The sequence below is a fragment of the Qipengyuania sp. SM2512 genome (genome assembly GCF_054954005.1).
The window spans coordinates 2833492-2846086 of sequence record NZ_CM143134.1 but is presented as its reverse complement, the minus strand read 5'-3'; the positions used below and the strand labels follow the sequence as shown (position 1 = coordinate 2846086).

Here is a 12595-nt window from a genome sequence, read left to right as displayed (position 1 = left end):
CTAGGGGGGGGGCGGGCTGTTCGATGTCGCTGTCGTACGCGGGGGAACTGGAATCCTTCTCGAGAATATACTATATAGTATATCAAACCGAGGGGTCGATTGTGGCCGATCGAAAGGATGAACCCGTGGCGCCAGGGAGTCCCGGGAAGCTGATAGCAGCTCTGGGAAGTGCCTGCCTTCCACCCGAGGCTCGGGCGGTGTTCGAACACGGGGCCAGGAAGGATCCTTCGCTGGCGGCCTGTGCCACCGATTTCTTGATGGCGATCGCCTGCGATCCCGATGGCTGGGCCGCCGTGCCCGGTTGGCTGGCGCCGGCGACGCTGACGCAGCGCAACGTCCCGATCGAGATACTCCAGGGGGACTTCTCGATGATCCGCTATCTGCGGGATGACGTTCTGGAACAGACCTATCTGCGGACGGTCGTGGAACACGCCCTGGGGCGCTTATGATCGGCGATTGTTTCTCCTTGATCGACCGCGGCGATCGCTGCGATCTGGTTCGCGTGGCGTTCGACATGATTTCGTCCGGACATCCTCGTTCCGAGAAACTGCGTGCTCGCGCGCTGCTTGGTGAATTCCGTCTGCACGAAGAGGATGGTGGGTTCGTCTACCATGTGTTCGACGTGCGCAGCGGCGAAGTCGTCATGCGGCCGAGCGCGGAAACCAGATTGGAACTCTGGGACAGGCGTCACGCCGCGCTGGTGGAAGCGAGAGCAGGTGTGAGGCGGGCGCGGGAGGCGCTGGAGAGCCTTGGGGTGTTCGCGCCCTACCTGTCGCTCAACGCGGACGGTGTACTCCTGTCTGGTCGCGAACCTGTTCCATCCGTCTCGCAGATGAACCGGCTGCGATCGCACTGGCAGGGTGTACCGGGTCAGCGCCAGGGATGAACGGCGTCGATTGAACCTGATCGGTTACGCATCTTTTATCCATTTGTAGAACCGAAAGCGATAACTGGGCTCGCGATCCCGCACCGAATTAAAGTAACCTGCGATGCTAATCGAGGGTTGACCGTTGCCGCTGAAATGCAGTCAATTCGCTACCCGGCGGACCAAGAAGGGACGACCGGAACAGGGTGCCGGAAGCGACGGAGCGGCATTCGCAACGTACGGCCCCCCAACGAGCTCGTGTTCCACAGCCTCGCCTCGCGACACGGCGCTCAGGGCCACGTCAATCCCCGCATCGTTCGTGAATATCGGAATAAATGAAACACCCGCTTCGATGAAGCGTAGGCAGCCGTCCGAAACTTTGAACATTCCGCGGTGCTCAATTCCGTCAGAAGGTCGATTTAGCTCCTCTTGCGAAGGTATCATCCGGAGTACGTACACCCCTTCCACCGAAAGGCGTTCCACCGAGTTCGTAGGTTCAGTCGGGGCGCACGCTATAAGGGCGAGGGCGAGAGTTAGGGGGCGCAGATTCATGGGTTGAGCGTGCCGGATCGTGTGATGATCTGCAGCGGCTGATTGTCGTTCAGGCGATCGACTGGCATGAAATAAAGGAAACAAAAGGAGGACGTCATGGTGTAACAGGGACTTCCGTCAGGGGCTGGATCAGTCCCACTGACCAGCCCGGCGGGCATAATCGTTCCGTCACTTGCCGGCGGAGTAAAGACGGGTCCACCACTATCACCTTCGTATCCAATAACTGCCTGCCTGCTACGTCCCAACTGCACCATACCCTGCCGTTGCACACCGCTAGCGCTCTTGTACGAAACGTAGGCGTTCGTCACTTCTCCGCACGTCAGACCAGTACGCTGACCCTGCTTGCAGCGCACATCACCCGGAATGTTGATGACTCGGTAGCTGCCGTCTTTCACCGCGAAACTGCCGCCGTTGGAATATCCCGCGACCGAGTTGACGTACTGCTCATAACCCCGGATTGGGTTCCCATTTGTATAGGCTACATAGCCACTTGTGTCCAGAGAGCCAGTGGGGTGAACTTTAAAGTCATAATAGCCACTGGGATTATTTACCACGGCAGAACCTAGCGTCACGTAATGACCGTTTAACCAGATTCTTGGTATAGCTTCTGAGCAATGACCTGCGGTTGTGACGCCGTTACGACCATCAGACGTTCGAACGACGTATCCCGATGTGCAGGCTGGAGTGCCAGTTGAGCGGTATAGGGTCCAGCCGCCATAAGTATAATCGCCAGAGCGGTAACCAGCCTGCGAGTCGACGGGCAGCGAACCGGTTCTAATTTGTACGTCTGGGCGCAGGTCCGCCGTCAACAAATCGCGCGCGCGCATTGCCGCATCCTGATCGACGACGGTGACTGTGAATTTTTGATTTCTGTAGTCGAATCCAACAGCATAGCGAAGGTTGGCGGCGCTAAACGCTTCGGCCAACCGATCTACTATGGCTCGGCCTTCGTCTACCGAACGTTTCGCATTTCGAATTTGAATGAATCGCCGGAGTTGCGGGCTTACTGATGTTCGCAGTTCCTTCCGAGCATCGGCGCCCTTGAATAACACGACAACGGCGTATCTGGGTTCATGTTGAATGAAGATGCCACCAAAGGAATCCGGATCCGTCTCTGCAAGTGCGAAGGCGAGTTCGGACACATCTTCTTGAAGCTTCAGCCGCTCCCGAGCTTGCTCTCGGTCGATTCCGTAGGTTTCCATCAGAAAGGCAACGCCGGCCTCATCGGAACGAGTCAATGCTGCTTCGGCGGGAATGGGGGCGGGTGCCGGTTCTTGTGCAGAGGCCGTAAATGGCAGCGAAAGCGAGGTAAGGAGAGTAGTAAAAATAGTCGCGGCTCGCATGATCTATCCTCAATAAATTCGGATAGGAAAACTTGGGCCACCTCCATAGGTTCCCTTAGGGAACGTATGGTCTCACGTAAATTCAGGAGACCGCACCTCCGCTTGTCGATCCGAAAGCACCCCAGAAACGGCAGCCCGAAACAAAGGCATCCGATCCCTGAGGAGGTTTGTGACGTTTGTTCACACTCAGTCTTCCAGAATAACGACGAATGGTCCGTTAGGGGTATCCGGTCAGGTGATACTGTAAGTGGCGCAGGCCCACTGATAGCTGACGGCCAGGAGGCAGCGAGTCCCGCCGAGAACGGCGATAGCGTTGAGGCCGATGGCCCGGAGGCCGCTGTCGGTGGCCAGCGCTTCAATAAGACACCATTGGATTATCCGATTCAGAGGCCATGCCGCGAGGGAGAGGAAGACCGCCACAGAGATCTATGCGCTCAACCCTCCTCATGGGAGGGTTTCGCTCTAAACTGGTCCCCTTTGCGCCAGAATGCTGATTTGATCTGGGACCTGTTCCGCTAGGGGCGACGCTGCGGATACGCGAAGGTTCCGCAGGAGCCATTCCCTGCCTCGCGCCGGATCGAATGGCTAACCGGATAAACTCGCCAGTCGCTTCTTCTTCGAGCGTCTCACGTATCTGCCGGCAGTTGCGCGTGCTTCGTCGATATGCGCTGCTGACAGGTTCGGGATTACCAGGCGCAGGTATTCTCCGGTCAGAACCAGATCGTCTTCCGGCGCCTGGAAATGCGTGGCCGGTAGCATGGGGAGGCCATGGACCTGAGTCAGCACGCTCGAGAGGTTTTCCAGATTGGCGTCGAGATCGCGGTTGAGGCGTTGCCACCAGCGATGGTTGATCCCCACGCGAACCAGTCGTGCCTGGAGCCGGAGATACCAGAAGGGTGGACCACCGAGTCCACCGCGCATCCGATCCTCGAAGCCGCGGGCGTAGCTGTAAAGATGTCCTCCCAGCATCGTTCCAAGAACGAGCCATATGATCCATGCCCCGGCAGGGTCGAAGATATAGTCAAAGAAGCGGCTCGTTGCTTCCAGGGCTTGTACGAGAACGGTGTCGTGCTCGGTTGACTCGACGGCGCGTTCGACATTGAGGGTCACAATGACGCGTCCGATGCCGTATACGAGACCGGCGCCCAGAACGGCAGGCAGAGTTCGGATGCGCATGCGAATCGCATAATGGTATCTCCTTAAATTACGGTGGTTTGGTTATGTGGCGTCGGGCCGATCAGATCTCTGTGACAGGTCACCGGATCGGCATCACGCCGACCCCGAAGGCACCATCTTGGGCCTAGCCTTTCGATCTATCAGGCATGGTGTCCGCGACCATCGATCGCGGCTCTTGTCGGAACTCTCTATCCGGGTGCTGGCGAGTTCTGCTCGGTCACTTGCTTTCAGGAGCGATGGCCGGCGGGCAGCAGGATCCTCTTCATCGATCTGCCGGTGGAAATCGTGGCGTGCTTCGGAATCTCAACATTCGGAAATGTGTCGGTCCATACTGTTTGACCTGGCGCTGGCGCGGCTCGGAAGATCGTCAATGATCGACGAAGCCTGCGAGGAGATCCTGCTTCTCATCCTCGAGGCCGGCGATCTGCTGGCGTAGCGCCCGTATGCTTTCGTCGCGCTCTTCGAGCTTCGTCCTGATCTGATCGAAGCCGCGGCGAGCTTTTGCCATATCTTCCTTGAGCTTCGCGTTCTCACTTGCGAGGCGCTTGACCTTGCGATGGCTACGGGAGGAAGGGCCCTCGTCCCCGTCGTCCCAGATGGAGCGGTATGTGGCCGAATAGAGAAGGGCCCGCGAGAGGCCAGGCTTGCGAAACAGGCTGCTGGCCTCCTCCATCGCCGTGGCATCGACCGTCTTGTCTTGGCTCTCAAGCCATTCGCGCGTCTTCAGCACGATCTCGGCTGTTTTGCGCTGGGTAGGAGACAGGTGGGCGAAATCGGTCATGTCATTCTCCTCCTGATCTCGTCGAGACGTGCGAGACGCCGCTGCGCCTGACTTAGTGCTCGACGATCCTCGCGCTTTCTGGCGACCATTTTCTCGGTCGGACGTGCGTAGCCTTCAGTCGCCCATACACCTCCATGCCCCAGCAGGCTCCTGATCTCGTCCATGCTGTCCCCTTGATCGTGGCGATACTTCGCAATGGCGGCTCTCACGTCATGAATGCCAAAGTTGGCGATGCCGGCGGACAAATAATGCAGGAACGCCTTGATGACCCCGGGGTCGAGCATGGATTCCTCGCTGCGGAAGAGCCAAGGACCGTTACCGAGCTTTTTCACGTTCTGCGAGGGACGTGCCGGGTGCGCGGCGCGATCCGGGCCCAGCAGTTCCGTCATGGTTTGTTTGAGTGACACGACCGCAGCGAGGGTCTGTTCATCCACATGATAGTTCCGCGTGAGCGGTTCCGGATCCATCGCGTCGGTCTGCTGCTTGGGTTGCGCGGTCCAGTATGCGAGGCCGTGGTCCTGGTCGTAACCGAAGTTGGATCCATCGATGCGTATCTGGCATATCTCGCCGACACGGGCCGCGGTCACCAGCGCGATACTGAATGCGGTGTGTGCGAGCTGCATGGCAATGGCGAACTCCTCGATGGGTATCGCTACAACACCTTCGCACAGCAATGTTCGGGCCGCCGTCGCATCGCTCCGGTCGAAGGTGAGCAGATCGCGCCTCTGAGTGACATGCGCTGGAAGGCCCATGTCCCGGATGAGCTCGTAACGTCGTTGGCGAACTTCCAGAGGCAGGACGCGTGTCGTATTGAACAACCCGGCTGCGAACATCTGCTGGAACCACGGTGGATTGCCCGAACTCCCCTCATAAATGAGGATTGTGGGCGTGATGGTCTTCGGAAATCGTCCCTTCGAGACACGCCAGAGGAGCGACATGTGCTGGGGCGATTTTTCGCGAGTATCGATAATCGACTTGAGCAGCGACTCGGTTTTCCAGAGGCGGTAGCGGTGTAACGCGAGCGCTCCTGTAGGGGATCCTTGGCCGTCGAGTTCCGCGGTTTCCTGGACGATTGGTACAGAGGCCAGTTCGTGGTTTTTACCCAATTCGACGCGTGCATCTTGCGCGAGTCGGCGCAAGTTCTCGATCTCGCGGTAGCGCGCGTCCATTCCTTGTATGACCTGTGGCAGTGCGTCGGCGAGGCCTGAGGAAGTCCGAAGCCTGCTTGCCCCACGGGATTTCTTCGCATGGAGGTGTCGGCGGGTGCGGTTCGCGGCGAACTTATCGGGGCTGATGGTGCTTGGCCATCTCAGTATCTTCTCGTCCTCGTCCTTCAGCTGCGCGATGGGAATCCGCAGGTCCTCGATCATCCCGGACCAGGTGTTGAGCAATACGCCGGCCTTTCGCCCCTCGCGCGTCTTGCTCACGCTAGTCTTCATGAGTTCGCAAAGCACGTGTTCGGCTGCTCGTTCGACGGGAAGGCCTGCAGCATTCTTCGTGGTCTCTATTTTCTCGTCGATCTCCCTCAGGCCGAGCAGCACACGTTGCAGATAGACCGCGTTCACGACGCGCGCGGCCAATCGCAGGACGTGCACCGCGGCAACCGCTCTTAGGGAGCTAAACCGGATTAGATCTCCGACGGTTTCGGGCGGAGGCGCGGCGAAGATCGACTCTTCAGTGTCCGGCCTCTCCAAGGCTGTCCCGGCGATCGTCCGGATGGGGGCGGGGAGCTTGGCTCGCAGCATCTTGAGAGTGGCGGTCGTTGAGGCCTTCTTTTGCTTTGACCCCGAAATATCGGCGAACATTCCCTTAGTGGGGTCGTCTTTGGCCATGGAAGAGTGGAGCAGCTGCTTGGCTTCCTCGAACGTTGCGCAGCCGTGGTCTTTCAGAAATTCGAAGGCGCCTTCGACGAAGTGACGCGGATGTGGCGTCTTTGCCGGTAGATGGAGAAGGCCCCGCACTTCCATAATGTGATCGAACTCACGCAGCTCGATCGGTTTCGGCTCACTGCGAGCCCAATTCAGGTAGATGTCACCGCGCGTATGGGCGGGATCGAACTCGATGATGTCCGCCACTTGGCTCAAATGGCCGCCGAGGATGCCGAGCTCCAATAGTCTTGCAGCGTTTCCAGGATCGACGTTGGTGATCTCGATCACGCCTTCAACGGTCATTGGGACCCTCTTGCCCCGGTATTCGGTGAGGTCGATGCTCTTTTCCGATGACGTCTCAAGGCGGCCATCCGGCAGGTGCTGCGATGAAACGATCGGACGCTCGGGGATGGGCCGCGGGACTATGGAGGCAATCACGCTTGCATCCTCGCGAGCAATCGTTCAGCCACGGTCGGTGCCGCGTTTGAGACGCTCTCTTGGCTTGCTTCGAAGCGCTCCTTCATGAGCTTGCGCCTGTATCTGATGCTTCGCTCTCGAAAGGCATTCGCAGCGTAGTCGTGGATGTTCTGCACCGAACAATGCATGTGGTTTGCGAACTCTTCCAACTCAAAAAGAAAGCGGGCCTGCTCGGGATAGAGCGCATCGAGCTTGCGGATCTCTTCGTCTATCCGGGCGTGGCGCAGGGAATGCGGCGTCGCGTACTCAGCCTCGCCGTCCTTGTTCGTGATGATGATGCGCGCCTTCGTGACGGCTGGCTTGAAATGGGTGTCGCGCAGGGTCTTGTCGTCGAACGGCTTTCGACGATCGCGTTCGAAGAGGAGGATGTTTTTCATCCTGCCGGACCAGGGTTTGTGGACGAGCTCGCGCAGTTCATCCATCGACGGTCGGCGCGCGAAACCCCCGCCGCTTCCCGTGAAGCATTCCTCAATCATTTGTACGGTCTCGGAGGAGAGCAATAGGTCCTTTACCCGTTTTCCATTTGAGCTCTTGTTGGGGGCTCGGATGACATCGCCGAATTCGGACCCATCCCACCAATCCTGCACAGTTAGTTGGAGAGGCTCGCTGATGCGGCAACCGCTGTCCGCGATGACGTGGAAGATCGTCTGAACCACATGAGGCCAAGCGGTACCCGCTTCGAGAATTTGGTCGCGCAGGCCGCGCGGATCGTAGAGTTTCGGCTTGAACGCCTCGCGCTGCTCCATGACGTAGCGCACACCCCGGAAGGTCGGGTGTTTGCGCAGCATGTTCTGGCGCCGCATAATCCCTGCGCGCGTGTTGGGTTCGTAGGCTTCCCAGTCCTTCACGAGCATAGGGTTCGGCGCGCGCCTATGTCCCTTCTCGGAAAGATTGCGATAGAACGCTTCGAGCGCATTGATGAAGATGCTTGGTTCGGTGAGATCACGGTCGGCTCGGCGGACCAGCATGAGCCCGTTCGCGCGAGAGATCCCCTTGGGATTAGCGAACTTACAGCCTTCGCCAGTCATGAACGTCTCGAAGCGCGCGGTGGCTTTTTCCCACGGCTCGGTGATGGCGAGGTTTACATCTTCGGGCCAGGTTGAGAGATAGGAGCGAAGCCAGCGAATGACCTTCTCCTTCGCCTTTAAGGAATAGCTGCTGCACGCGAATTTGGCGGCATCCGTGAGGGGTTTCGAGACGCCTCTTCCACTTAGGACCACAACCGGAGTCACGGTGGCCTTGTGTACCTCTATCGTGACCGGCGGACGTGGAGGCGGGCGAACAAACTCGAGCGAGTTTTTAGGATGAGCAATTTCTACGAATTCATTCATTTTTTCCTCTCCATTTCAGTTATTTGCCAATTATCTAGATTGTCTTAATTGGTACTAACTGCTTTTTATGGAGCGTCAGGAAAGTCTGGAAAATCCAAGAAAATGAGGGGTCGCGAGGGGAGGGGCTCCCGCATCATCTCGCTCATGCCTGCCGTACTTGAACCCCAAGATGCGGCGCGTTTTTCGTGTGGAGAGGGCGACCTTGTGCGAGCCGGCGTCTGGAGCAGGGAGCTAGCTTGCGTCGCCGCGTTTGATCAGTTCACATTGGATTAGAAGTCGTCGTGGGGAATTCGACAACGGGTCTGTTGTGGTGGAGTTCGGCGGCCATCAGCAAAAGCGGATGGCCGCAAAGAGGTGCTTCGCGGATGAAGGGGCTATTCCGTGGGCAGGCCTACGACCGCTATTCGCCTTCCGTCAGAGCTGACGGCTACCCGGCTGGCGGACGCCAAGCCGTGTTCGGACAAATCGGAAATCTCCTTCCATCCGTCGCCGCCCCTACGCCACATATACAGAATTGTGCCTTCGACTTGCAGGACGGATCCATCCGGTGCCCAGGTGTAATTGGCATTCGAGCCGACGATTTGGGTGAGAGGCCACACGGCTTTGGTTTCGGGGTCGAATGCCTTGATCCAGACCTCCTCATTGGTTTGTCGGTGGACGAAGCTGAAATGCTCCGTACCGGGTATCACGTGCGGCGTTGCGGGGACGGCATGCCCGGCTACGAAATGGTGTCCGGGCTTCTCGGCATGGGCGAGGGTCACGTTGTAGCCATAGCGCGACCAGAAAAGAATATAGCCGGTCTCGTGATTGCGGGCGAAGTAGCCGACCGGCTCTTCGACCCCAGCGTGTTGCAGGGACCAGACGGGAGCATCTGGCGAATGCCGATCGAGATGCCAGATTGAGTTGTTGCGTTCATAGACCATGGAAATGGTCTGATCATCCGGTGAGGGCGTTGGCGAATATTCGGACTTCTCGGTTGCCGTTATCTGGGAATGGCTACCGGTAACGATGTCATACTCCCAGATATCGGTCTGGGTGCCGTCACCTCGTGAATAGAGGAATGTCTCGCCGTCGTTGGTGAAGAAGGGCTGGTTGTCATAACCAGGTCGCCGGGTCACGTTCATCCCGCCCGACAGCACATCGCCTGAAGCTGCTGAGTCATATTGAAACAGGAAGATCTCAGTCTCAGGAAGCGCCTGTGAGGGCGCTTCTCCGTCCTGAACTTGCCCGTGAGCTGGAACGGCCAGCGCCAAGCATCCAAGGATCATTCCAAATTCTCGGCTTGTCGTCATGGATCGTTCCCTAGAGGTTCTGTTCGCGAAGGTGCCGGGATAGTGGAGCCATAGAATTCGAGACTCAACGTTTTTACCTTTCCTGCGCCTGCGGGAGAGAGTGAGACGCATGCGGTAACCTGACGCTTCGGCGCTTCACCGCCGGGGAGAGGAGAGCGGTCTTCTTCACGCTCAGTCCCTTTAGGAGCGCAACACATGCTTGGATGTAGTCTTCTTGGGCTGCGAGCGCATCTTCGTCCGTTTCATCGACGACGGCATCGATCGGCTGGATCCCGGCAGCGACGAGGGCGCGGTTGGTCCGCTCGAACTCACGTGCGATGCGATCCTCGTTGGGATACCAGAAGGGCCTCTTCAGGATGAGCTTGGTGAATTGGAGGCGTCGGATGAGATGGCGCCTGGAAGCGCCACCTACCCCTCCCTCGATTCTGTAGTAATATCCATCGAGGAATTCACCGATCCATTGACCGACGATCATGGCAGCGATCGCGAAGACCGGTGTCGAGAGCATGAGATCAGTCAACGTCTGGAGCAGACCAGCGTCACCAGTCATCTCGAGCCCGAGCATCCCGGCTAGCGGGGTTGCGAGTTTCATGCCAGTCATCACAGCTGCGGCGAGTCTGGCTGCTGCAAGCAGGGGTGAGATTTTCTGAGACATTGAGCGCGCATAGTGCTTTTTTCCTTTCCAAAGGTTACGATCAAAACTGTTTTTTCTCATAGGCTTAAGCAACTTGCCGCTGCGTGCCGCAGGCCTACCGCTCGGAGCCCGGATCTTTTGTGCCTACCGGTGGCTACAAGGCGGGAATCGGGCGGTTTGCTCGAGCGGTGCCGGCCCCGAGTTCACGAACAACCCACTTGAGTGTGGAAGAGAACGGGCGGTGTTGGGATGGGACATGTCGCGGGCGCAGGCGGGCACCGCGCAGCACGTTTTTGCCTGAAGCGGTTCCGTGATTCTCACTGCTGCGGAAAGCAATGGCCGAGCGTAGGATGCTATTTGGTGCATGCGGAGACGCTGACTGTGCAGTGACGGAACATCTCCGTCGGCGGCGACGGCGTCCAGCCGAGGTGCTGCCGCACTGGAGCGATCAGGAAGGTTCCACTTCTTTCAAATGCGCCAATTCAGTCAAATCGCAGCCGCACGCCTAGGGCGAGCGATCAAGGTCAAGTGATCGGCAACCGTGGCCACCTGATCTCGCCTGACCGTTCGGCGGGGTAGCTCACGTTCGCGCGCTATTGCCCCTACATCATCCGACGTGAGCATCACTGCAAAAGTCTAGCTTTCGCCACCCGCAGCCTTCAGCGCTTCCAGGCCGCGGACTGTATCAACAAGCCGCTTCAACCCTGCATCACTATCGATTCCACGCGTGCCGGTCAGAACGATGCTGACTTTGTGCTTGCATGTGGCTCGCATCGAATCTGCGGCCTCGAACAGCTTTGGCTTCAGAAGGTCAGACCCGATCTCCAGTGCCTCTTGGAGATCGGCCTGCGAAGTAAGCCCTTCGAGCCCTTGCTCGATCATCAGGTGCTTGAGTTTCAGATCCTCGGCGTCACCGACCATCTGGCCGAAGTCGCCCATCAGGTAACGACCCCATTCCGCAGAAATATCCGCGTTAGCCTGCTCGAGGCGTGCCTCATCGGTCTCCAAAAGGGGAGCATTGCCGCGGCGAGCCATTATATCCGACATCACTGATCCGGAGAGTGCGACTGCCAGGCACTCCTTGGCGACATAGCCGAGGAAGGGGGCGACGATTGCCCGCGAAACCATCGGAGCAAACATCGCGTCGGCCGAGGCACAGATTTCGCCGGTTTTGTCGCGAACCAAGCCGAATACCCAGTCGGTGTAGTCAGTGTTGACTTCTTCGAGAACGTCCCTCAGGCGGCCGATCCGTTTTTCGAGGTTGGGCCTCCCGACGAACATTTCCGGGGGGAATCCGAAGGCCATGGCGATGCCGAAATTCAGCCGATGCGTCTCTGGGGTTTCGCCTATCTGCTCGCGGAGCAGCTCAAGATCCTCGTCCGTCACAGGGGCGAGTTTTTGCACCGCCCCCGTCAGGCCGCGGACCAGAACTTCGACTGCATCTAACCGATCCGTGACGAACTGATTGTCCACGACGATGTGCGCCTTGAAGAATCGTGCGGCGACACCTGTTTGGCGCGCCAACCACTCGTCGAGATCGACGGGTCGGAGAAGCTTTATTGATAGCTTGGGGAGGGCTTTGAACACCAGGCGTTCTACGGCCGCGTCGTCCAACTTCTCCAGAGTAGCGTAGGTATCACGCACCTCGAGCGCAGCGGAAAGGATCGCAGCCTGCTTCGATGGCTCGACTGCAGCTCGCCGTGTGAAGTAGTCGACCACTGTCCTTGCCGGGTCCTTGGCCAGCGCTAGCACGTAAGTTAGTTCGTTCTCGAAATGCAGGTCACCATTCACGCTTGCGAAGAGTATGAGCTTGGTGAACTCGCGGAACACGGCGGGAAGAGCCATCTGGCTCTCGAGACGCTTGCATTGGATCACCCCGACCGGAGCGCCCGCCTTCATCAACAACACGTCGCGACCTGCATCGGCTCCGCGCACCATAAGTGCCGCGTCGTCCCATGTTCGCTTCATACCGTGCGGCGCCGAGCTCTTCGCCAGCGCATAGCTTAGCCTCTCAAAATCCTCATCTGTGAGACTGAGATAAGGGTAGCTGGCCATGCCGGCATCAACGATTTCTGCCGGGCTGACCTGTTGGATTTCTGCATCTGCGTCTGCGCCGGAGATTATCATGAAATGTCCTGGTATCGGGATCGTTCGGCCTTTAGCGACCGCGGGTTCCGCAGTTGAGTCCTATTCTGGGGATGGCTTTTCGCTACATGAAAGTCCGTCTCGTAACTCTGGTCCTGCGCTGCGCCCACTGTAGCTTGGATGCGCTGTCC

General features: G+C 58.3%; 10 protein-coding genes. 2 read left to right on the top strand and 8 right to left on the bottom strand.

The window, feature by feature from the left end; translation table 11 throughout:
• Positions 1-197 precede the first annotated feature (197 nt).
• Both ACQ5J0_RS14130 and ACQ5J0_RS14125 read left to right on the top strand, forming a co-directional pair.
• Positions 198-449: a hypothetical protein gene (locus tag ACQ5J0_RS14130; RefSeq protein WP_462568209.1), complete on the top strand. Its 252-nt coding sequence runs from the start codon at positions 198-200 to the stop codon at positions 447-449.
• Positions 446-886: a hypothetical protein gene (locus tag ACQ5J0_RS14125; RefSeq protein WP_462568208.1), complete on the top strand. Its 441-nt coding sequence runs from the start codon at positions 446-448 to the stop codon at positions 884-886. The genes ACQ5J0_RS14130 and ACQ5J0_RS14125 overlap by 4 nt, the downstream gene beginning before the upstream one ends.
• 527 nt (positions 887-1413) lie before the next feature.
• Here the strand turns inward: ACQ5J0_RS14125 and ACQ5J0_RS14120 are convergent.
• From ACQ5J0_RS14120 to ACQ5J0_RS14085, 8 genes are all read right to left on the bottom strand, one after another.
• Positions 1414-2760 (bottom strand): chymotrypsin family serine protease, encoded by a 1347-nt coding sequence (locus ACQ5J0_RS14120; protein ID WP_462568207.1) that lies wholly within the window; start codon positions 2758-2760, stop codon positions 1414-1416.
• Between the two features lie 585 nt (positions 2761-3345).
• Entirely contained in the window at positions 3346-3936 is a 591-nt protein-coding gene (locus ACQ5J0_RS14115) for a hypothetical protein (protein WP_462568206.1), read from the bottom strand.
• A gap of 367 nt (positions 3937-4303) precedes the next feature.
• On the bottom strand, positions 4304-4717 hold the full coding sequence (locus ACQ5J0_RS14110) for a hypothetical protein (protein ID WP_462568205.1): 414 nt from the start codon (positions 4715-4717) through the stop codon (positions 4304-4306).
• A complete protein-coding gene (locus ACQ5J0_RS14105) occupies positions 4714-7023 on the bottom strand; it encodes a hypothetical protein (protein ID WP_462568204.1) in 2310 nt (769 codons plus the stop codon). The genes ACQ5J0_RS14110 and ACQ5J0_RS14105 overlap by 4 nt, the downstream gene beginning before the upstream one ends.
• Positions 7020-8393, bottom strand: a complete 1374-nt coding sequence (locus tag ACQ5J0_RS14100) for a site-specific integrase (protein WP_462568203.1) — start codon at positions 8391-8393, stop codon at positions 7020-7022. The genes ACQ5J0_RS14105 and ACQ5J0_RS14100 overlap by 4 nt, the downstream gene beginning before the upstream one ends.
• A gap of 374 nt (positions 8394-8767) precedes the next feature.
• The gene (locus ACQ5J0_RS14095; protein WP_462568202.1) at positions 8768-9685 is read right to left on the bottom strand and encodes a hypothetical protein; all 918 of its coding nucleotides are present in this window, start codon (positions 9683-9685) and stop codon (positions 8768-8770) included.
• Positions 9686-9758: 73 nt separating this feature from the next.
• Positions 9759-10277, bottom strand: coding sequence for a hypothetical protein (locus tag ACQ5J0_RS14090; protein WP_462568201.1), 519 nt, complete (start codon positions 10275-10277; stop codon positions 9759-9761).
• A 678-nt stretch (positions 10278-10955) separates the two neighbouring features.
• Positions 10956-12446 carry a hypothetical protein gene (locus ACQ5J0_RS14085; RefSeq protein WP_462568200.1) on the bottom strand — a complete coding sequence of 497 codons (1491 nt, stop codon included), beginning with the start codon at positions 12444-12446 and terminating at the stop codon, positions 10956-10958.
• Positions 12447-12595: the final 149 nt, after the last annotated feature.